At 67.8% G+C, this 20,012-nt stretch carries 17 protein-coding genes; 3 read left to right on the plus strand and 14 right to left on the minus strand.

Annotated features, from left to right (window positions below; all coding sequences use genetic code 11):
* Positions 1-81: 81 nt before the first annotated feature.
* The 11 genes from AC07PR_RS20240 to AC07PR_RS20290 all read right to left on the minus strand — a co-directional run bounded on the left by AC07PR_RS20240 (position 82) and on the right by AC07PR_RS20290 (position 13,090).
* Positions 82-831, minus strand: coding sequence for an SDR family NAD(P)-dependent oxidoreductase (locus AC07PR_RS20240; protein ID WP_377156288.1), 750 nt, complete (start codon positions 829-831; stop codon positions 82-84).
* A gap of 101 nt (positions 832-932) precedes the next feature.
* Complete coding sequence (locus tag AC07PR_RS20245; protein WP_495136362.1) at positions 933-1,517, minus strand: TetR/AcrR family transcriptional regulator; 585 nt, start codon at positions 1,515-1,517, stop codon at positions 933-935.
* 77 nt (positions 1,518-1,594) lie between these two features.
* Complete coding sequence (locus AC07PR_RS20250) at positions 1,595-3,835, minus strand: xanthine dehydrogenase family protein molybdopterin-binding subunit (RefSeq protein ID WP_495136363.1); 2,241 nt, start codon at positions 3,833-3,835, stop codon at positions 1,595-1,597.
* Positions 3,832-4,305 (minus strand): (2Fe-2S)-binding protein, encoded by a 474-nt coding sequence (locus AC07PR_RS20255; RefSeq protein ID WP_495136554.1) that lies wholly within the window; start codon positions 4,303-4,305, stop codon positions 3,832-3,834. Before AC07PR_RS20255 ends, AC07PR_RS20250 begins: the two co-directional genes overlap by 4 nt.
* Before the next feature lie 2 nt (positions 4,306-4,307).
* Positions 4,308-4,628, minus strand: a complete 321-nt coding sequence (locus AC07PR_RS20260) for a c-type cytochrome (RefSeq protein ID WP_495136364.1) — start codon at positions 4,626-4,628, stop codon at positions 4,308-4,310.
* A 172-nt stretch (positions 4,629-4,800) separates the two neighbouring features.
* Complete coding sequence (locus AC07PR_RS20265) at positions 4,801-5,991, minus strand: PepSY-associated TM helix domain-containing protein (RefSeq protein ID WP_495136365.1); 1,191 nt, start codon at positions 5,989-5,991, stop codon at positions 4,801-4,803.
* A 45-nt stretch (positions 5,992-6,036) separates the two neighbouring features.
* On the minus strand, positions 6,037-6,759 hold the full coding sequence (locus tag AC07PR_RS20270) for a hypothetical protein (RefSeq protein ID WP_495136366.1): 723 nt from the start codon (positions 6,757-6,759) through the stop codon (positions 6,037-6,039).
* A 1-nt stretch (position 6,760) separates the two neighbouring features.
* Entirely contained in the window at positions 6,761-9,316 is a 2,556-nt protein-coding gene (locus AC07PR_RS20275; protein WP_495136367.1) for a TonB-dependent siderophore receptor, read from the minus strand.
* A 180-nt stretch (positions 9,317-9,496) separates the two neighbouring features.
* Positions 9,497-10,462, minus strand: coding sequence for a FecR domain-containing protein (locus tag AC07PR_RS20280; protein ID WP_495136368.1), 966 nt, complete (start codon positions 10,460-10,462; stop codon positions 9,497-9,499).
* A complete protein-coding gene (locus tag AC07PR_RS20285) occupies positions 10,459-10,962 on the minus strand; it encodes a sigma-70 family RNA polymerase sigma factor (RefSeq protein WP_495136369.1) in 504 nt (167 codons plus the stop codon). The genes AC07PR_RS20280 and AC07PR_RS20285 overlap by 4 nt, the downstream gene beginning before the upstream one ends.
* A 154-nt stretch (positions 10,963-11,116) precedes the next feature.
* Positions 11,117-13,090 carry an ATP-binding protein gene (locus AC07PR_RS20290; protein WP_495136370.1) on the minus strand — a complete coding sequence of 658 codons (1,974 nt, stop codon included), beginning with the start codon at positions 13,088-13,090 and terminating at the stop codon, positions 11,117-11,119.
* 283 nt (positions 13,091-13,373) lie between these two features.
* Here AC07PR_RS20290 and AC07PR_RS20295 point away from each other — a divergent pair, with 283 nt between their 5' ends.
* Positions 13,374-13,838, plus strand: a complete 465-nt coding sequence (locus AC07PR_RS20295; protein ID WP_495136371.1) for a Tse2 family ADP-ribosyltransferase toxin — start codon at positions 13,374-13,376, stop codon at positions 13,836-13,838.
* Positions 13,835-14,050: a hypothetical protein gene (locus AC07PR_RS20300; protein WP_495136372.1), complete on the plus strand. Its 216-nt coding sequence runs from the start codon at positions 13,835-13,837 to the stop codon at positions 14,048-14,050. Before AC07PR_RS20295 ends, AC07PR_RS20300 begins: the two co-directional genes overlap by 4 nt.
* Positions 14,051-14,122: 72 nt before the next feature.
* On the opposite strand, the gene AC07PR_RS20305 is transcribed toward AC07PR_RS20300, so the two are convergent.
* Complete coding sequence (locus AC07PR_RS20305; protein WP_495136373.1) at positions 14,123-15,400, minus strand: MFS transporter; 1,278 nt, start codon at positions 15,398-15,400, stop codon at positions 14,123-14,125.
* Positions 15,401-15,455: 55 nt separating this feature from the next.
* Between AC07PR_RS20305 and AC07PR_RS20310 the strand changes: the two genes are divergently transcribed.
* The gene (locus AC07PR_RS20310; protein WP_377156299.1) at positions 15,456-15,902 is read left to right on the plus strand and encodes a winged helix-turn-helix transcriptional regulator; all 447 of its coding nucleotides are present in this window, start codon (positions 15,456-15,458) and stop codon (positions 15,900-15,902) included.
* A 12-nt stretch (positions 15,903-15,914) separates the two neighbouring features.
* Here the strand turns inward: AC07PR_RS20310 and AC07PR_RS20315 are convergent, their stop codons facing one another.
* Both AC07PR_RS20315 and AC07PR_RS20320 read right to left on the minus strand, forming a co-directional pair.
* Positions 15,915-16,532, minus strand: a complete 618-nt coding sequence (locus AC07PR_RS20315; RefSeq protein ID WP_495136374.1) for a hypothetical protein — start codon at positions 16,530-16,532, stop codon at positions 15,915-15,917.
* Between the two features lie 78 nt (positions 16,533-16,610).
* The gene (locus tag AC07PR_RS20320) at positions 16,611-19,961 is read right to left on the minus strand and encodes a di-heme oxidoredictase family protein (protein WP_377156303.1); all 3,351 of its coding nucleotides are present in this window, start codon (positions 19,959-19,961) and stop codon (positions 16,611-16,613) included.
* Between the last annotated feature and the right edge of the window lie 51 nt (positions 19,962-20,012).

The following is a 20,012-nucleotide window of genomic DNA, read 5'->3' on the forward strand; positions in this document are numbered from 1 at the left end:
CAGCGCGCGGCACGGGGCTCGCCGAGGCGCCGTCTTCGCGCCTCGCCCCGCTCCGGTCCGCCTCGCCCCACACCGCCTTGCTTACAGCTTCGTGCCGCCGCTCGCGTCGACGATCTGCCCGGTGGTCCAGGCACCGTCCGGCCCCGCCAGGAAGGCGACCACGCCGGCCACGAATTCCGGCTTGCCGACGCCCGGCAGCGCCTGCACCTGCGCCAGCGTTTCCTTGCCGCCCGGCTCGTTGATCCAGGCGCTCATGCGGGTGTCGATGGCGCCGGGCGCCACGACGTTAACCGTGATGTTGCGCGGGCCCAGCTCAGCCGCCAGTTGCAGCGTCAACGCGTCCACGAAACCCTTGCTCGCGGAGTAGGCCGTGATGCCGGGGAAGGCGATGCGCGTCGCTGCCGTGCCGATGTTGATGACGCGGCCGCCGTCGGGCATCACCGGCACTACGCCCTTCGTGACGTGGAACAGGCTGCGCATGTTGACGCTGACGAGGCGCTCGAAGTCCTCGACGCTGGTGTCGGCCAGGCCGGCGAACACGGCGATGCCGGCGTTGTTGACGAGGATGTCGACGCGCGGCAGCTTCAGCGCCGTCACGCGCTCGACCAGTTGCTGGCCGCCGTCGACGGCCGACAGGTCCGCCTGGACCACATGGGCCTTGCCGCCGGCGGCACGCACCGACGCTGCCAGCGTTTCCACTTCATCGCGGCCGCTGCCGTAGTGCAGCACGACCTCCGCGCCGTCGGCGGCGAGGCGCTGCGCGATGGCGGCGCCGATGCCGCGCGAGGCGCCGGTGACCAGGGCGATTTTTCCTGCAAGGGACTTGCTCATGATGCGCTCCAAATAGACCGATCGGTCAAAATAGGGGGAAAGAAAAGCCGCTCACGCGGCCGGTGGGAAATCGGGGTGGAGGGGCGGTGTTCAGCGGCGGATCACGCCCTGTCGAGCACCGCCGTCGCGAGCGCCACGGAGCGCTCCATCTGTTCGCGGCTGCGGCCCGCCTGTGCGGCCACGCGCAACCCGCTGGTCAGCGCAATCATCAGTTCGGCGAGCTCCGCCGACGGTGTCCTGCTGGCGATCGAGCCATCCCGCTGACCGCGCTCGACGGCCGCGCGCAGCATCTCGTGCGTGGCCTGCCAACGGCTCGTCAGCGCCCAGGCCAACGGTGCATCGGACAGGCCTTCCAGCAGGCCGCTGGTGACGATGCAATGCTTGTCGACGGGGTTGGGGCTGCTGCAGCTGGCGACCATCGCCTCGAAGTACACCTCGATCGCCAGGCGGCCGGTCTCCGCGGCCTGCACCGCGGCGACCGTATGCGCGGCACGTTGCACCGCGCAGTCGATGGCCTGCAGGTACATGGCCTGCTTGTCGCCGAAGGTGTTGTACAGGCTCTGCTTGCCCAGGCCGGTCGCTTCCTGCAGGAGCGCCAGGCTCGTGCTCGCATAGCCGTGCGTCGCGAAGACGTCGGTCAGACGCTCCAGGACTTCGGCTTCGGAAAAGCGGCGTTCGCGTGGCATGGGACGGATCCTACGGCGTATTGGACCGATCGGTCAATAGCCGTAGTTTCCGTCCGGTCTCACGCCGATCGCGGAGCTCACGCCTTCGACAGGTCCGTGTCCTTCAACGGCAGTTGCCGGATCCGCTTGCCGGTGGCGGCGAACACCGCGTTGAGCACGGCCGGCGCGGCCACCGCGATCGTCGGCTCGCCGACGCCGCCCCAGAAGCCGCCCGACGGCATGACGATCACCTCCACCGCGGGCATGTCGTACAGACGCATGACGCCGTAGGTGTCGAAGTTGGTCTCCGCGATGGCGCCGTCCTTCACGGTGTTGCCGCCGAAGAGTGCCGCGCCCAGCCCGTACACGAACGAACCCGCCACTTGCGCTTCCACCTGCTGCGGATTGACGACATGGCCGGGGTCGGTGGCCGCGACGATGCGGAGCACCTTGAGTTGCCCGTCCTTGACGGACACCTCCGCGACCGCGGCCGTGTAGCTGCCGAAGCCCATGTACTGCGCGATGCCGCGGAACACGCCCTTGGGCGCGGGCTTGCTCCAACCGGCGCGATCGGCCACGGCCTGCAGCACCGCCAGGTGCTTGGGCCGCTTGGCCATGTGCTGCTTGCGGAACTCGAAGGGATCCTTGCCGGCGGCGTGCGCGAGCTCGTCGATGAAGCACTCGCTGTAGATCGCGTTCTGGTTGGTGTTCACGCCGCGCCAGTAGCCGGGACGCACATGCGGATTGCGCATCGCGTGGTCGATCAGCAGGTGCGGCACCTCGTAGCCGAAGTGACCTTCCGGCGAATCCGCGAGCAGTCCCTGGAACACGGTCGCGTCGCCGTTGGCGGTGATCGCCTTCGGGTTGACGAAGGACGTGATGGACTGGCCGGCGATGCGCATGTGCAGCGCGGCGATGCGGCCCTGCCCATCGAGCGTCGCGCGCAGTCGGCACTGTGTCACCGGATGGAAGCGGCCCTGGAGCATGTCCTCCTCGCGCGTCCACATCATCTTCACCGGCACGCCCGGGCGCTGTTTGGCGATGCGCACGGCCATCGCCAGATAGTCGGTGGCGAGGCGGCGACCGAAGCTGCCGCCAATGCGCATGGGGTGGACCTCGCAGGCGGTGATATCGAGCCCCGCGGCGTCGGCCACCGTCGCGAGCGCCGCTTCGGCCACCTGCGTGGGCGCCCAGACGTCGCAGCGCTGCGGCGTCCACTGCACCGTGGCGGACAGCGGCTCCATCGGCGCGTGGTTCTGGAACGGCGTGCCGTAGTCGGCCTCGATCACGCGGGAAGCGCCCTGCAGCTGCGCCTTCGCATCGCCCAGCCGGTTGCCGACGAAGGGCGTGTCGCCCTGCAGGCCCTCGCTGATCATCGCGGCGATGGAGGCGCTGCTGACCGACGCGTTCGGCCCCTTGTCCCAGACGATGGGCAAGGCGTCGAGCGCGCGCTTCGCTTGCCAGAAGCGGTCCGCGAGCACGGCGAGGGTGGCGTCGTCGACCTTGATCACGTCGCGCACGCCCGGCATCTTGAGCACGGCCTTTTTGTCGAAGCTCACCAGCGTGCCGCCATGGACGGGACAGGCCTTGGGCAGCGCGACGATCATCCCGGGCAGGCGCAGGTCCATGCCGTAGACCAGCGAGCCGTTGAGCTTGTCCGCGGTGTCGAGCCGCTTCAGCGGCTTGCCGGCGATGCGCCACTGCGACGGATCCTTGAGGACGACGTCCTCGGGGATCGGCAGCTTGTTCGCCGCTGCGGCGACGGCGCCGAAGGTGGTCTGGCGCTTGGAGGCCGCATGGCGGATGGTGCCGCTGTCCACGGTGCATTCGGCGACGGGCACGGCCCACTGCTGGGCGGCCGCGCTGACCAGCATCGAGCGCGCGGCCGCGCCGGCCTTGCGCACGTAGTCCTGCGAGCCCCGGATGCCGCGCGAGCCGCCCGTGCCCATGTCGCGCCAGATGCGGGCACGCGCCCGGTTGGCGCCTGGCTTCACCAGCTCGAAGCGGACGTTGGCCCAGTTGCATTCGAGCTCCTCGGCCACGAGCTGCGCGAGCCCGGTCAAGGTGCCCTGCCCCATCTCCGCCCGCGCGATGCGGATGACGACGGACTCATCGGGATGAATCAGCAGCCAGGCCGTCACTTCGCCAGCCGGCGCCGCGCCCGACGACGGTGCCTGAGCCGGCGTCTGCGCTTGCGCCATCGCGCCGGTCACGGGCAGCGTGAACTCAAGAGCGAGGCCACCCGCCGCGAGGCCGGTCGCTTTCAGGAAATGGCGTCGCGTCGCGCCCGTCGCGGCGGCGTTGGTGGCTGCGGCGGCGTTGGTGGTTGCGGCGCTCATCGCTTGGCTCCCGCGCCGCGCAGGCGTTGGGCGGCCAGCTTGGTCGCGGCCAGCACCCGCGGATAGGTCCCGCAGCGGCAGATGTTGGTGATGCCCGTGCGGATGTCTTCATCGCTGGGATCGGGCGTCTGGGCGATCAGGGCGGCGGCGGCCATGATCATCCCGGGCTGGCAGTAGCCGCACTGCGCGACATCGAGTTCGGCCCAGGCCTCCTGCACGACCTTCAGCCGCGTCTGGCCCAGTCCCTCGATCGTCACGATCTTCGCGGTGGCCGGCACCGCGCTGGCCGGCATCACGCATGAGCGCAGCGCCGCGCCGTCCAGGTGCACCGTGCAGGCGCCGCACTGCGCGACGCCGCAGCCGTACTTCGTGCCGGTGAGCTGCAGCTCTTCGCGCAGCACCCACAGCAGCGGCGTGTCGCCGTCGACGTCCGCGCGCAGTTGCCGGTTGTTGACGTTCAGCTCGGTCATGGTCATGGCTTGCCTCCCTGTTCCAGGATCCAAGTGGAGAGCGCCTGGGCCTCCTCGGCGCTCACCTGCGGATTGGCGGGCATGGGCACGGGACCCCAGCGGCCCGAGCTGCCCTTGACGATGCGCGAGGCGAGCTCCGCGGCGGCGCCGTCCTGCTTCGCGTACTTCGCGGCGACGTCCTTGAACGAGGGCCCGACGAGCCGCTTGTCGACGGCGTGGCAGGCCATGCAGTTCTTCTTCTGCGCGAGCGCGGGGTTGGCCAGGGCAAGACCCGGCACGGCGACCAGCAGCGCACAGCACGCGAGTGCGGACAGCTTCCTCATGAATGGCTTCTCCGGAGTGGCTTTTCGAGGCGGCGTTGGCGCCGTGCAGGCACTCTAGGCGCGAGAGCAGCCGCCCACAATGCGCGAAAGCCTGCTTTGGGCGGCGGGCGCCCCGCACCGCAGCCTGCGCCGTCAGCCGCCGGACCTGAGCGCGGCGGTCGCCGCGATCGAATCAAGCCTGCGCGCCGCCGATGGTCTGCGCCAGAGCGGCTGACTGCCCCTTCCGGAGGCGCTTCGCCGCCGCCTCGCGTTCGAGCCGCTTGCGGCCGAGGTACAGCCACCAGCCGGTGACCGCGAACGCGGGCAGCATCAGCGCCGCAATGAACATCGCGATGCGCCCGGGCAGACCGAAGAGCGTGCCCATGTGCAGCGGATAGATCGCCGCCAGGGCGCGACCGCCGACGGCCTTCGCGCCGTAGCGCTCGTCCTTGACCACCTCGCCGCTCTGCGCCTTGATCGTCGTGCGGTTGCGCGCGCGCTCATGCGTGGGGGACGTGTCCAGCCAGGTGAAGAGGATCGGCGCCTTCGCGCCCGTCGGCACGCGGACGATGACTTCGCTCCATCCGCCCGGGACGGCGGCGCGCTCGAAGGCCTGCCACGCGATGTCGATCGCGACCTGCTTGGCGACTTGCTTGTCGACGTTCTTCTCGGCCTTCGCCTCGGTCGTCTCAGTGTTCTTCTGGGCCATCGGCTTGGCCGGTGCGCGCGGCGCCCGCGGCTCGCCGAGCCACGCGCTCACCGGATCCCGCACGCCGTCGAACGCCCAGAAGATGCCCGTCAGCGTCACCGGCACGTAGGCCACGAGGCAGGCCGTTCCCACGACCAGGTGCAGCCGCCGCAGCAAGGCTCGACCGCGCGTCTTGCGGTCGATGCGCCACCAGTCCGCGACGCTCTTCCAGTCCCGGGGCCATCGCAGATACAGGCCCGACAGCGCCAGCATCAGCAGCCCGATCGCCAGCACGCCGGTCACGACGCGCCCCGGCTCGCGCGACAGCAGCAGCCAGCGGTGTAGCGACTCCACCACCTCAAAGAAGTCCACGCCCGTCACTTCCGGCAAAGGCGCGCCGGTGACGGGGTTCAGATAGATCACGTCACCGCGTCGCTCGCCCGGCGCGGGCTCCAGGATCGCCTTCGGCGTCCGTCCGGGTTCCGCATACAGCGTGAGCGTCGCCACGCGCCGTTCCGGCTCCGCCGCGGCGAAGCCTTGCAGCAGCGCATCCGGCGTCGCGGGGCGATACGAGGACGATTCGATTCTCAGCACGCCGGGATTGATCGCCTCGGTGATCTCCTGGCGGAACGCGAGCGTCGCGCCCGTCAGTCCGATGAGCAGCGGATCGAGCCTGCCGTGATGCCTAGCAGCCAATGCAGCTGGGTCCAGAACTTGCGCGCGGTCATCGCCTTCCTTGGGTCATCGTCCTGCCGCCCAATCGACGGCCGCGTCGAACAGCGCGAGGCCGCTCGGCGAAAGATTCGTGAACGTGTCGTTGTCGAGGAACACCATGACGCGGCGCGCCGGCGCGAGGGACTCGTAGTCCATCGTCGCGCCCTTCTCGTAGCCGAAGAGCGCCGCCTTGCCCGGCTCGCCGTAGATCGTCGCGATCGTCGTCGCGCCCGGGCCCGGCCGGCCCCAGCCCATGCCGGCCTGCTTCACGTACACGTTGGCCAGACCCGCCGGCAGGCCGCCGGCCATCGGATGCGGCGCGTTGACGATCCACAGGTAGCGCTCCTTCGTCTCCGCGCCAAAGTCGACATCGTGTTTCTTGCCGGTCATGGCGAGGTCGTCGAGGAAGTCGTTCTCCCAGGTGATCAGCGGGACGCGCACATGGCGCCAGCCCGGGTCGACGTCCTTGCTCGACACGGTGGACGACAGCACCACCAGCGCCGCATTCGCGGCTACGTCCGGCGAGACCTTCTGATCCTCGAGCTGCACGACGAAACCGCGCTCGCCGAGATGCCTGGACACCGCGTCGTCGACCGCGCGGTGCGGCCCGCTCTTCTGCACGACGAGCACGACGCGCTCGCCGGCCGCGAACGCGAGCGAGGTCGCGCCGAGCCCGATGGCCACGAGCATCGTGCCGAGCGCCGCCTTCGCGCCCCTCACGCTTCGCAGGAGTGTCCGGCGCGCGTCCATCTCAGAACTCCATCGACGCCGACAGCAGCACCTGCCGCGCGTCGCCCATGGACACGGCGTAGGTGTTGACGCTCGACGTGTAGTAGGTGCGGTCGAAGAGGTTCTTCACGTTGAGCTGCAGCTTCAGGGGGCGACCGCCGGCCTGGGTCTCATAGGTCGCGAACGCGTCCGCGACGCTGTAGGCCGGCAGCACGAAGCTGATGGCGGAGTCGCCGGGGCGACGGCCGATGTAGCGCGCGCCGCCGCCGATGCGCAGCGTGCCGGCACCGATCTGACCGAAGTCGTGGACCACCGACAGCGAGCCCGTCGCACGCGCCACGTTCCACAACCACAGGCCGGCGAACTGCGGATCCTCGGTCGTCTTCGCGTCCGTGTAGGCGAGCGCGGCGATGCCCTGCCAGTTGCGGGCGAACTCACCGGCGATGTCGAACTCGATGCCGCGCGAGCGCGCCGCGCCGTTGGTACGCCAGTCCGTGAGCTTGGTGACGTCGTTGAACTGCGAGACCAGCACGTTGCGCTTCTTGATCTCGTAGACGGCCAGGGTGCTGGTGACGCGCCCCGGCAGGTCGAGCTTCACGCCGGCCTCCCAGGACTTGCCCTCTTCCGGGTTTACCGACGAATCGATGACGACGCCCGAGGACAGCGGCGCGATCGTCGACTGCGGCTTCAGCGAGGTCGAGTAGTTGCCGTACAGCGAGAGCGTGTCGGTCAGGTTGTAGATGAGGCCGACGCGCGGCAGCCACTTGTCGCCACTGGTGTCGGTGTTGGCCTTGAACGGGCGGCCGCGACCGGCCTCCTGCGTCCAGTGCTGGTAGCGCAGGCCGCCGATGACGGTCCAGCGCTCGCCCAGGCGCACGGCGTCCTGCAAGAACACCGACTGGTTGTGCAGCTTGTCGGTCTGGTCGCTGTCGCTGGCGGAGATGGTCTGCGAGGGCTGCTCCGTGCCGTAGACGGGGTTCAGGTAGCTGAAGACCGTCTTCGTCGCCTGGCGCAGCAGGTCGCGGCGGTAGATGAGCCGGTACTCGGCGTCGGCGCCGACCTGCACCTCGTGCGTGATGCCGGCGGTCGAGAACTTGCCGTCCACATAGGCGGTGCCGTAGCTGTCGGTGCTGAGCGCGCCCTGCGTGCCGTCGTTGTTGCGCGTGAGCGTGCCGGTCTTCGTGTTGACGCCGTTCACGCGCAGCTGGTTCGCGTCGTAGGTCTCGCGGTTGTAGCTCGCGTTCACATGCGCCGCCCAGCTGCCGTCGAGCTTGTGGTCCACCGAGAGCTGCGCCAGGTGCGTCTCGCCGTCCATCTGGTTGAAGGGCTCATCCAGGCGACGCGTCTTAAGGATGGGCAGCGGCTGCTTGGTGGCCGGGTCGAACGCGGTGCCGCGGTCGAAGGGCGTCAGGTAGTTGCGGTACTCGTACCAGAGCACCGCCTGCGTGTCGCGCCCGTACCAGGCCACCGAGGGCGCGATCAGCGTCTCGCGGTGGGTGCCGGAATTGCGCCAGTAGTCCTCGTTGATCTGATCGACGACGAGGCGATAGGCCAGGCCCGTCTTGTCGGCGGGATCGGGCGTGCCATTCAAGGCGATGGGGCCGGTGGTGTCCAGCGTCTCGCCGATGCCGGTGCGGCCGCCCGCGTAGCCCGAACCCACGATGGACACGCTGGTCCGCGCGTTCAACCGCGGCTTCTTGCTGACGACGTTGATCACGCCGCCCGGATCCATGATCCCGTACAGCAGCGAGGACGGGCCCTTGAGCACCTCGACGCTTTCGGCGGCGGCGTTCATGCCGCGGCCTTGCACCAGCGGCATGCCGTTGTGCATCACCGAGCCGTCGCGGTTGCCGCCGAAGCCGCGCTTCATGATCGTGTCCTGCGTGCTTGCGAGCGTGTTGCCCTGCGTGATGCCGCTGACGTTGTAGAGGGCGTCGTCCAGATAGCGCGGACGCTGGTCGCGGATCACCTGCGCGGAGACGACGTTGACGACCTGCGGGATGTCCAGCATCGAGTCGGTCGTGCGCAGCGTCGAGGCATCGGGTGTCGGCTGGTAGCGGCGGTCGGCTTCTTCCGGAGCCGGCGCGGCGCGGGCGACGACGCGGACCTGCGGCAGCGTGATGTCGGCTTGGGGAGCGTTCGAGGCGCCCACTGCCGTCGCATCCGTCGCGGCGGCCGCCGCTGCGGCTTCCTTGCGCAGCGTGTAGACGCCTGCCGCAGTCGGCACCGCCTGCAACCCCGTGCCGCTCAACAGTGCGGCGAATCCGGCGCTCACCGTGTGGCGCCCTTGCAGGCCGCGTGAGGCGATCTCCTTCGTCAGCGCCGGATCGAACGCCAGCGTCACGCCGCTGGCGGCGGCGAAGCGCGCCAGCGTGGTGGACAGCGCGCCGGGTTCGATGCGGTACTCGCGCTCCCCGGCCGCGACGTTCGCGGCGGGCGCGGCCGCCTGCGCGATCGCGGCCAGCGGCATCGCGACACCCGCGGACAGCAGCATGGACACCGCGAGCCCGACGGGCGTGGGACGGCGGACCAAGCGCGCGGAAGCGTAGAGCGGACGAGGTGTCGAGCGGGACGTCATGAAGGCAGTCTTTCCAGGGAATGAGCGGAGCGCGTTCGAGGGTTCGCGAAGGTTCTCGAAGTTCTCTTCCCTGTTGCCGGACGAGCCGGAAAAACATGAAGCGCGTCGACGCTCTGGTGTGCGCTATGCGCGCGGAGCGCCTGTGAGCGCCTGTGAGCGCCTGTGAGCGCCTCGAAGGCGCTATGCGCCGCGCGGCCGCACCGTGGCCCAGTACGCATTCGCGCGATCCACGCGGACCGGCAGCGTCGCCTCCAGCGCGGCGAGCGCGCGGTCGAGGTCGAGGACCGGGAACGCCCCGGACACGCGCAGCTCCGACACACGAGGATCGCAGCTGAGGCGCCCGCGCCGGTATCGATCGAGTTCGGCGATGACATCGGCGAGACGCGCGTTGTCGACGATGAGGCTGCCGGTGGTCCATGCCGACATATCGCCCGTGATCGCCTCGATGCGGCCGATGCTCGCGTCATCGACACCCACCTGCTGCCCCGCGTCGAGCCGTCGCACGGCGCCGCTGTTGCTGCGGACTTCCACGGCACTCTCCGTGACAGCGACGTTCAAATTCCGGTCCTCGAGCCGAAGCAGGAAACGCGTGCCGAGCGCCCGCACATGACCGAGAGGTGTCTCCACGATGAGCGGCCGCGGATCGCGCGCGCCGGCTGCGCGCAGCGCGCTGGCGGTCTCGATGAACACCTCGCCCTCGTGCAGCCGCAGCGCGCGCGACTGCGTGTCGAAGCGGATGTCCAGCGCGGTGGCGGTGTTCATCACGACGACGCTGCCGTCGTCGAGCGTCAACCGTCTTTGCTCGCCGGTGGCGGTGCGTTGATCTGCGAACCAGGCAGCGGTGCCGGCGACATCGGATCCACGCCAGACCCCGAAGCCGAGCACGCCCACCGTGCCCGCGATCGCGGCCGACTTCAGCAACTGCCGACGTCGCGGCGCCGGGCGACGCAAGGTCGGCGAGGCGAGTTCCGGGGGAACGCCGGACATCATCCGCTGCACGCGCTCGACCCGATCCCATTCAGCTTGATGCGCGGGATCCGCGGCATGCCAGGCGGCCCAGTCGCGTCGGTCCTGCGGCGTCGCGTTCCCCGACGTGAGCAGCACGAACCACTCGACGGCGCGGGTGCGTGCGTCCGCGTCGCTCACGCGGCCAGTTCGACGCAACGCGACATCGCGGTCGCCATGTAGCTCGCGATGGTGCGCTCGCTGACGCCGAGCGACTGTGCGATCTCGCGGTAGGTCAGCCCGTCGAGCTGCGACAGCAGGAAGGCCTCGCGCACCGGCCGGGCCAGGCCGTCGAGCATGTCGTCGATCGCCTGCAGGGTCTCCAGCAGAACGCTGCGGTCCTCGGGGCTCATCGCCCAGGCTTCAGGCCTGGCGGCCATCGCCTCGATCAGCGCGCGCTCCAGGTCGCGACGCCGATAGAGATCGACGACCAGGCCACGAGCGATGGTCGTGAGGAAGGCACGTGGCTCACGCCACGTGACGAGTTCGCGGCGGGTCAGCAGACGCTCGAAGGTGTCATGCGCCAGGTCGGCGGCGTCGACGGCACAGCCCAGTTGCCTGCGCAACAGGGACTGCAACCAGCTGTGATGCTCGACATACAGCGAGCCCACCAGCTGCGAGGACGCGGACGTAGCGGACATGGACCGAGACGGGAGGCGGAAAAGTCGGCCTGCGACGGCGAAGGTGGCAGGCGCGGTCGAACGCGCAGAAGCGCGGAGGCCGGATGATAAATGCGAACCATTATCAACGGCAAATGTACGGGGAAGGTCGAGGGCGATCGGTTGGCAAGCGGGGTCAGGACTTTTCTTCCACGGTCAGGCCGAGATTCGCTTGCGAAGCGGTCTGCATCACCTTGGCAGAAAGATCGGCGCCTGACACGTCCTCGTATCGAGCAGGAATGCGCTCCTTCAAGCGAAACAGCCGCTGGTGGGCCGATCGCGTAAGCTGGCCATAGGTGACGGCCTGGACCCTGCCCCGCAGTACGCCCTCCTCCTTGAGCTCGATCTCGCGCGTCGTCTTCGCGGTGATCTCATGGCCGACGACAAACGCGCGGAACATGGGGCTGCCGTCCAGCGCACCGCTGCCGAGGAAGTCTTGCACATAGCCGTTGCCCTGATTCATCTCCTCGCGGCCGATCGCGGAGCGGCCCTTCTTCAACTCGATGATCAGCACGTTCTGGATGCGCGTGAGCGTCGGATCGGCGACATCGAAACCCTCCGTGCCGACGACTGAGCAGGTCGCGTCGGCCAGGGCCATGATGTCAGGGCGCTGCCTGGCGTTGATGAACGCCTCGGTCGACAGGCGCTTCTTGAAGATCTTCTCCGCGGCCGTGCGCAGGCTGACATTGGACGAGTATTCGCTGCTGTCGAACTCGGGACCGAAGAGCCATCGGGCCTGCGTCACCAGAGGATGCAGCGTGTGCAGTTCGTCGGAAGATTCGTCGCCGGACAGCTTCTCGATGGCCGTGATCACCGCCAGGCGATGGTCGATCTCATCGAGCACCGACAACGCATCACGGACGGTCCACTGGCTGAGCAGCCGGTCGAGGCCCTCGATGTCCCACTCGTCGAGCCTGGTGAGCTTCTCGAGCAGCGCCGCGCCGCCGCGCGCCTTCTCGATGTTGATCAACGCCTGCACCGCGGCCGAGAGCACGTCCTGCGAGACGGTGGGAGCGGTCTTCACAAGATCCCGGGCGAAGCTGGCGACCTCGGCGCGGCCCAAGGGCGAGAGGTCCTTGAAGTCCTCGCGATTCTTGATCAGAGCCTCTTCGGAACTCTCTTCCACCAGCGTCGCCGAGAGCTGGGCGAAGACCTTCTTGGCGTAGCCGCGCGCGGCCTCGAACAGGGCGGCCACCTTCGGGCTGCTCTTGAAACGAACCCAGTCCTGCTCGACCTCGGACAGCCATCCATCCTCGGCCTTGATGACGATCGAATAGCGCTTGGCAAAGCGCGCGCGGCCATCGATCACGGCCTCGGAGCCGACCACCCAGCTCGGCATGCCGACAAGACGCCCGTTGACCCAGAAGGCGATGCCTTGATAGAGGGTCGACTTGTTGGAGCGGGTCGAGTCCACCACATATGCCTCGGCCCCCGGGCAGCCGTCAATCCGCAACGGCGTCTGTTCGATGAGCCCTGTCTGATCGGCCAGGGCGACGGACTCCCCGTTGACCCTCACAACGAACTGTGGATCGTGGACGAAGCGTGCCGCCAGGATCGCGCGGATGGCGTCGGCGTCGGGCAAGTGCCGCCGCACGGTCACGGAGACCTTGGTCCCGTGGCCCTTCTTGATGAAAGAGCCCTCCCCCTCGATCTTGAAGGGGTTTTCTTCGCTCTTGGTGCCAATGTCGAAGCTTGCGCCCTTGCCCACGCGCCAGGTCTCGACCGAATACTGATCGGCGAAGCACAGCAGCCCGTGCCGGCCCACGCCATTGCGGCCATAGGCCTTTCGACGCCAGCCTTCGCGCTCCGGCGGGAACTCGACCATCGCGCTTTGATGCTTTATGCGGTCGTAGCCCAGCTTCATCCAGCGGCCTTTGAACTGAGCGGCGGTCATGCCATGCCCATCGTCCTCTACCGTCAGGACCAGCGCGTTGGTCGGCGGGATCGTCAAATCCACGATGGAGGCACCCGCATCCCACGCGTTGGCCACGAGTTCGGTGAGCGCGACCTCGGGGTCCTGGGCGATGCGCCCGAGCGTGCGGACGAGGTAGTTCTCCTCGAACAGCGATCCCGTCTCCGCGTCGGCCCTTGCCTTGCTTTTCGTCGCCATGCCTTCCTCTACCATTTTTGAAGCGCCACATCAGCGCGAGACGATGTCGCACATCGCGCGGTCATCCATGCTAAGTCAGGCGAAGAGGTAGTCATGTGAATCCCAGGCGTCTCGTTCCGAACGGTCCTGCTCAACATGCCCTGCATGGCGCAGCCGGAAGATGCGAAGTCCGCTGCGAAGCTGCAACCACTGGTGCCTCATGACCCCGCGAAGGACTTAGGTCACTTTCGTTTCGCTGACCGCCCTTCAGACACTGCTTGCTCAGCTTTACTGGGAGCAACACATGAGCGTCACCACCCTGAAGGATGTGCTTCTCTCCATGGGGGAGGACCACAACTACTTCGATGGCAAGGTGCCTGTGAATCTGTGGCGGGGCCTTCACGCCAAGAAAGGCGGCGGACTTTTCGATCTGATCGAGGAAGTCGTTGTCTACTCGGCAGGCCGCCTGCGTCCGCCCGACATCGACATCATCAACAAGGGTGGAAGCAAGTGGGTCACCGTTGCCCGCAGCCCGCGAGGGATCAGCACCTTCGACAAGCCTGGCGTTCCGTCTGGCTCAGACTGGTCGTACTACCGCATCTCGGCCGGCACCGTGCTCCCCCAGGGCCTGGCGATCGTCAAAGATAATTTCAACCCCAGGCTCGGTGCTACCCACTACACGATCGCACCGGCACATGACATGCCGCTGGAAGAGTTCAAGAGGCTGTTGAACCAACTGGCTGCCAATGCGATCAAGGAAGCAGCATGATTACGATCCCCAACCCCTATGCGGCATTGCTGATCTCGGCCGTGCGAGACGCCGTGATCTATCAGGAGGGATTGCTTCGTAGCGAAACGATCCGCGACCGCTCCGAGCATGAGGAGCACTACGTCTACCTGACCCAGTTCTTTGAGTTCCTGAAGAAGGAATACAAGAGCCAAGAGGACGAGATCGGGTTACCTCTGGAGAAGCTCCTGTAGCTCGACAGACCCCATGATCGAAGGCTCCCGAGGGAGCCTTCTGCACTTCTGGTCAGGCGTTGTTCGACTTGCTCAGGTCCTCGCATTCGCTCCTGCCGCGGTCACGGTAGCGCAGTGACCCTTCCGAAGTTCAGCCGCAGCCCAGCACCCGAGCGCCAGCACGCTGATCCCCGCACCGAGCAAGCACACCGCCGTCCATCCCCCCATGGCATAGACCATCGTCGATGCCATCGCCCCTGCCCCGCTGCCGACCGCATAGAACAGCATGTAGCCCGCGATGAGCCGCCCGTGCGACTCCGCCGACCCGCGCAGGATCAGGGCCTGGTTGGTGACATGCAACGCCTGGCACCCCAGGTCGAGCACGACGACGCCCGCCATCACCCACCACAGCGACACTCCCATCCCGGCCAACGGCGCCCACGCAAGCACCATCAGCAACAGCGCACCGGCGCTTGCCTGCCGGTTCCAGCCGCGGTCGACCCACCGCCCTGCCCTGCCGGCAGCCAACGCCCCGACCGCACCCAGCAGCCCGAACGCGCCCACCGCCGAATGCGAGAGCGAATACGGCGCCGCTGTCAGCGGCAACGACAGCGCACTCCAGAAGACGTTGAACGCGGCGAAGAGCAGCAGGCCGAGGATGCCGCGGCGAAGGAGCACGCGATCCGTTCCCAGCAGCGCCAGCGTCGAGCCGACCAACTGCGGATAGCTCAAGCTCGACCGGGTCGTGGGCAGCGACGGGAAGCGTCGCCAGCCCACGATTCCGACACCCGCCACCACGGCCGCTGACGTCAGATAGACGCCTCGCCATCCGAGCAGGTCCGCGATGCCGCCTGCCCAGACGCGGGCCATCAGCAATCCGATGACCACGCCGCCTTGCGTGGCACCCACCACGCGTCCGCGTTCATGCGGCGCCGCGGCGCTGGCCGCATACGCCAAGATGCCCTGTGTCATCGCCGTGCCCAGCGCGCCGACGAGCACCATCGCGCCCATCAGCAAGACGTAGTTGCCGGCCATGGCGACCGCCAGCAGGGACAGCACGAGCCCGATCAACTGCAGCCGCATCAGCCGGCCTCTGGCGTACCGGTCACCGAGCGGCACCACCAGCAGCAGTGCCAGCACCGACCCGACCTGCGTCGCCGTCACGATCGAGCCGATCGCACCCGGCGCCACGTTGAAGTCGGTCGCCAGACTGTCGAGCAGCGGCTGAGCGAGATAGACGTTGGAGACGCTGACGCCGCCCGTGACGGCGAACAGCACGAGCTGCCGCGCGGGCATCGATTCTGAAGACGAGCCCGTGGACGAAGGATCTGGCATGGCGCTACTGGTTTTGTTTTGAAACCAGCCCAGCATATCAGCTGGTTTTAAAATGCAACCTGATGACCGGACTTGCCGATGGGAGATCGAGATGGCTGAACGCAAGCGCATGAACGACGCGACGTGTCCCGTGGCCCGCGCGGTGGACATCGTGGGGGACCGGTGGTCGCTGCTCATCGTGCGCGACGCCTTTGATGGCATCACCCGCTTCGGAGACTTCCAGACCAGCCTGGGGGTCGCGAAGAACATCCTCGCGACGCGCCTGAAGACGCTGGTCGCTGAAGGCGTGCTGGAGGTCCAGCCTGCAACGGACGGATCGGCCTACCAGCAGTACGTGCTGACCGCCAAGGGAGAGACGCTCTTCCCGATCGTCGTGGCGCTACGCCAGTGGGGCGAGGACCATCTGTTCCGCCGCGGCGAACGTCATTCGCGCCTGGTGGAGAAGCAGACGGGACAGCCGGTCGGCAGGCTGACGGTCACGAACAAGCGCGGTGAGGCCTCAGGCTTCGACGACTTCGAGGTCGTGGGCAAGACCTGACCCGAGGCCTGCTCATCTGCCAACCAGCTTGAAGTCGAAGTTGATCGACAGCTTGTTGTCCCCGGCCTTCACCGCGTCGATCTTGAGCGCCTGCACTTCCCCCTGCATGCGGCTCCCTGAGCCCTTGAGCATCTCCTCGACCGCCTTCTTCACATCGAACTCGACGGCACCAGGCAACGCCGGCGCAAGGCCGAGGTTCAAGAGGTTGCGCGTGTTGGGATCCTCCACCTCGTCCACGCGGATCTCGGTCAAGCGCACGACGTGACCTTGGGCGACCGGAGCCGCTGACACCGTCGCCCAGCTCGCCAACGCGACACCGAGGCAGTCCCGTCCCGAGGGAACACCCAGCTTGCTGTTGAGATGGACCCGGATGATCACGCGCCCGTTCTGGAGCGACACCTTGGGATCCTCGAGATAGGCGTAGCAGGCGCCCTTCTGCAGATGGAGCCGCCCTTCCTCCTTGAACATCCCTTCGAGCAGCAACGACTGGACCGCGGACTGCTCCAGGACGATCTCCGCGCACCGACCGATACCGGGCACGCCGAGCAACGCGGCGGTGAGGCTTCCACAGATGAGGAGTTTCTTCATGGTCTCCCCAGTCTGCCACGGCACACGGAAACGGCGTCCCAACGAAAAAAGGCCGTGGCATGCCGCCACGGCCTTCGTGTCGATGAACGGGCGCGCGAAGCGCCCTGCCCGTTCAACCCATCACAGCGTCCGCAGCCACGCCAGCAGCGCGTCGCGATCCGCCTTCGACAGCTGCTCGAAGCGCTGACGCGACTTCTCGCCTTCGCCGCCGTGCCACAGGATGGCTTCGGTCAGGTTGCGGGCGCGGCCGTCATGCAGGTAGCCGACCGGTTGACCCTGGGCCACCTTCTCGGTGTAGCCGATGCCCCAGAGGGCCGTCGTGCGCCACATCGCGCCTTGCGCCTGGCCTTCCGGCAGGTTGTCCGCCAGGGCCGGGCCCATGTCGTGCAGCAGCAGGTCGGTGAACGGACGGATCGTCTGGTCGCGCAGTTCCGCGAACGGATGGTTCTTGCCCGTCTTCATCTCCGCCGTGTGGCACGCCGCGCAACGCAGCGCGTCGAACACCTTGCGGCCGTTGGCCACCTGGACCGCATCCACGCGATGCTCTTCCGTCGGCGCCACACCCTTCGGGAATCCGCTCGGGATGCTCCGTTGGGCCGGCACGGCCAGCAGCTGCATGTACTGCGTCAGCGCGGTCAGATCGGCTTCCTGGATGCCCTTCTGCGCCGGCGCCGTGCGGCAACCCTGCGGGTCGGTCGCGCAGCTGCGGTTCGGGTACACCGGCGAGGTCACCGACATGTCGTTCAGCAGCGCGTTGGCCACCTGGTGACGGATGCTGGCCTTGGACGCCTTCCAGCCGAAGCGGCCCAGACGCGTCGCGCCGGTCTCCGGATCGAAGGTGTAGTTGGCCTTGCCCACCACGCCGTCCTGGTCCGGCGACGTGCGCGCACGGGCCAGGATGTCCGCTTCAGGCACCGCTTCCAGCAGGCCGACACCCAGCAGCGGCAGGGCGGCGCGCGCCGACCACAGCTGCGGCGTGGGACCGTCGAAGGCGAACTTCGGCTTGCGCAGCTCGATCTTCGTGCCGTCCGACAGCGTGACGCTGCTGGTCTCGAAGCCCGCGACCTTGACCGCGTTGCCCCAGTCCTGCGGCGCGCCCGTGGACGACGTCGAGTTCATCTGGATGGCCGAGCCGTAGCGCGGGTCCGGACGGATCGAGCCGTCGGCGGCCTTGACCGCGACGTGGAAGGCCATCTTGTCCAGGCGCTGGTCCACCGTGAACGGCGCGGGGCTGCGACCGTTGTTGGTGTGGCACTGCACGCAGGCCGTGGCGTTGAAGCGCGTCCCCGCCAGGTTCTGGATCGAGGTCATCGGATCGTTGCCCGGCTCGATGTGCTGCCCGGTCACGAAGCTGCTGTGCACCGCGCGACGACCTTCAACGAAGCGCTGCAGGTTCTGCATGCCGATGTTGTTAAAGGGCTGCTGGAACATGCGCCAGCCTTCGTCCGAGTAGTTGTACGACACGGACCCGATGCCGCCCGACAGGACGGCATCCGGCAGCGGCACGCTGTTCAGGCGCGGCTGCACGCCGTACCACGGACGCAGGCCGGTGCCCATGACGTAGATGACTTCGCTGGTGTAGTAGCGGTAGTCGCCCTTGTCGCCGATCGCGTCCATCGCGGCGCGGCTGGAGAAGAACGAGCCCGTGAACTCGATCGCCTCGCCCAGCTGCAGCGGACGCGCCGGGATGTTGACGCCGTTGGGCACCAGCACGCCGTTGGCGTTGGGCGCCAGGTCGGTGTGACCCGGCATGTTGTCCAGCACCACGGAGCAGCCGTCGTTCGCGCCGATCACGCCCTTGAAGCCCGAGTTGGGGTTGGCCAGCGCGTTCTGTGGCGGCTTGGGCACGACCGGGCAGGAGGTCTTGTCGACGAATCCGTCCGTGTAGGTGGTCGGGTCCAGCAGCTGGCCCGGCGACATCCAGCCGTAGCCGGTGACGTTCGGGTCGTCGATGCGGCGGAAGAAGGAATGGCCGCCGCCGCGCTGCGCCTGCGGGAAGTACTGGTTGACGATCAGTCGCGGCTTGGTGACGCCCGCGACGCGGCTGTTGTCGATGAACTCCACGCCCCACGTGCGATTCTTGAAGTAGTTCGCGACGAAGTTCATGTAGTTGCCCGGGCCCTTGTCCACCGGGTTGCCGTTGGCATCCACGGTTTCATTGGGGCCGAAGCCGATCTCGTTCCAGTCCTCGCCGCGCTCGCGACCGTGACGGCCGACGCCGCGCTGGCCGAAGCGCGTGATCAGCGTGCCGTCGGGCAGCGTGATCTGGATCTGCTCGATCGGGGCCTGCGGGTTGTACAGCGGGCCCACGTTCGCGCCGTTGGCCGGGAAGGCGAACGGCGTCGTGGTCGTCGTCGGGATGCTGTTGTCGCTGCCGACGGTCTTGAACTCGACCTCGAACAGCGAGTAGCCGTAGTTCGTCGCCCGGGTCACGCCCTGGATGCGGACGAAGCGCGTCTTCACGCCGAGGTTGAAGTACTCCTCGGTGCCGCCCTTGCCGGCCGGCTGGTTGCGCAGACGGGTCCAGGTCTTGCCGTCGTCCGAGATCTGGATCTCGTAGGCCTTGCCGTAGGCGTTCTCCCAGACCAGCTTCATGTAGCCCAGCGCTTGCGCCGTGCCGAAGTCGTACTGGATCCAGGCGCCGTCTTCCGGCTTGGACGCCCAGCGCGAGGCCAGGTTGCCGTCGATCGTGTTCTTCGCGGACAGGCCGTCGTTCTCCGGCGTCGACGAGATCGCCGCCACGGGCTTGATCGCCACGCCCGGCTTGCTCGTGTCACCCACGGGCTCCGTCGGCTGCGTGGGCGTGGTCGGATCAGTGGGGGTGGTCGGCGTCGTCGGATCGGTGGGATTCGTCGGCGTGGTCGGGTCCGTCGGGGTGGTCGGCGGGACCGGCGTGCCGGTGAAGGCCTGGATCTCGAAGATCGAGTAGCCGTACTGGGTCGAGCGCGTCACGCCCTGCACGCGCAGGTAGCGGCCCTGGCCGCCGAGGTCCTTCAGGTCCTCGACGCCGCCCGGGCTGTTCTCGACCGTCTTGATCGTGGTCCAGGTCTTGTTGTCCTCGGACGTCTGCAGCAGGTACTTCTTCGCGTGGGCGTTTTCCCAGTTGATGCGGACTCGCGTGATGGTGACGCTGCTGCCGTAGTCCAGCGTCAGCCATTCGTTGTCGGTGAACGCGGAGCCCCAGCGGCTGTTGTCGTCCTTGTCGATGGCCTTGGCGCCGTTCAGGTCGCCGCGCTCCATCGAGCTGCCGGTGGCGGAGACGGGCGTGAGCGCCGTCTCCGTGCCGCTGTCGCCGGCCATGCGCTTGGCGCGTGCCGCGGAATCGGCGCTGCCGCCGCTGTCATCCGAGGCGATCTGGACGCTGCCGTCCTGCTGGCCGTTGCCGCCGCCGCATGCGGCAAGCAGCGCACTGCCCAGCAGGGCAGGGACAAACGCCCTGCCCATCAAGATGCCGAGTTGCTTGAACTCCATGGTGGTTCCCTCCCGTGCCTGTGGGTGCGATCGGTGCCGCGGAGGGTGGTG

The organism is Roseateles sp. GW821-FHT09H11 (assembly GCF_059415845.1).

Bases quoted from the DNA above. Each gene is read 5' to 3' on its own strand.
- AC07PR_RS20310 (WP_377156299.1), top strand. From the start codon at position 15,456: ATGGCTGAACGCAAGCGCATGAACGACGCGACGTGTCCCGTGGCCCGC.
- AC07PR_RS20285 (WP_495136369.1), bottom strand. From the start codon at position 10,962: ATGTCCGCTACGTCCGCGTCCTCGCAGCTGGTGGGCTCGCTGTATGTC.
- AC07PR_RS20290 (WP_495136370.1), bottom strand. From the start codon at position 13,090: ATGGCGACGAAAAGCAAGGCAAGGGCCGACGCGGAGACGGGATCGCTG.
- AC07PR_RS20295 (WP_495136371.1), top strand. From the start codon at position 13,374: ATGAGCGTCACCACCCTGAAGGATGTGCTTCTCTCCATGGGGGAGGAC.
- AC07PR_RS20245 (WP_495136362.1), bottom strand. From the start codon at position 1,517: ATGCCACGCGAACGCCGCTTTTCCGAAGCCGAAGTCCTGGAGCGTCTG.
- AC07PR_RS20275 (WP_495136367.1), bottom strand. From the start codon at position 9,316: ATGACGTCCCGCTCGACACCTCGTCCGCTCTACGCTTCCGCGCGCTTG.
- AC07PR_RS20255 (WP_495136554.1), bottom strand. From the start codon at position 4,305: ATGACCGAGCTGAACGTCAACAACCGGCAACTGCGCGCGGACGTCGAC.
- AC07PR_RS20320 (WP_377156303.1), bottom strand. From the start codon at position 19,961: ATGGAGTTCAAGCAACTCGGCATCTTGATGGGCAGGGCGTTTGTCCCT.
- AC07PR_RS20250 (WP_495136363.1), bottom strand. From the start codon at position 3,835: ATGAGCGCCGCAACCACCAACGCCGCCGCAGCCACCAACGCCGCCGCG.
- AC07PR_RS20300 (WP_495136372.1), top strand. From the start codon at position 13,835: ATGATTACGATCCCCAACCCCTATGCGGCATTGCTGATCTCGGCCGTG.
- AC07PR_RS20260 (WP_495136364.1), bottom strand. From the start codon at position 4,628: ATGAGGAAGCTGTCCGCACTCGCGTGCTGTGCGCTGCTGGTCGCCGTG.
- AC07PR_RS20270 (WP_495136366.1), bottom strand. From the start codon at position 6,759: ATGGACGCGCGCCGGACACTCCTGCGAAGCGTGAGGGGCGCGAAGGCG.
- AC07PR_RS20240 (WP_377156288.1), bottom strand. From the start codon at position 831: ATGAGCAAGTCCCTTGCAGGAAAAATCGCCCTGGTCACCGGCGCCTCG.
- AC07PR_RS20305 (WP_495136373.1), bottom strand. From the start codon at position 15,400: ATGCTGGGCTGGTTTCAAAACAAAACCAGTAGCGCCATGCCAGATCCT.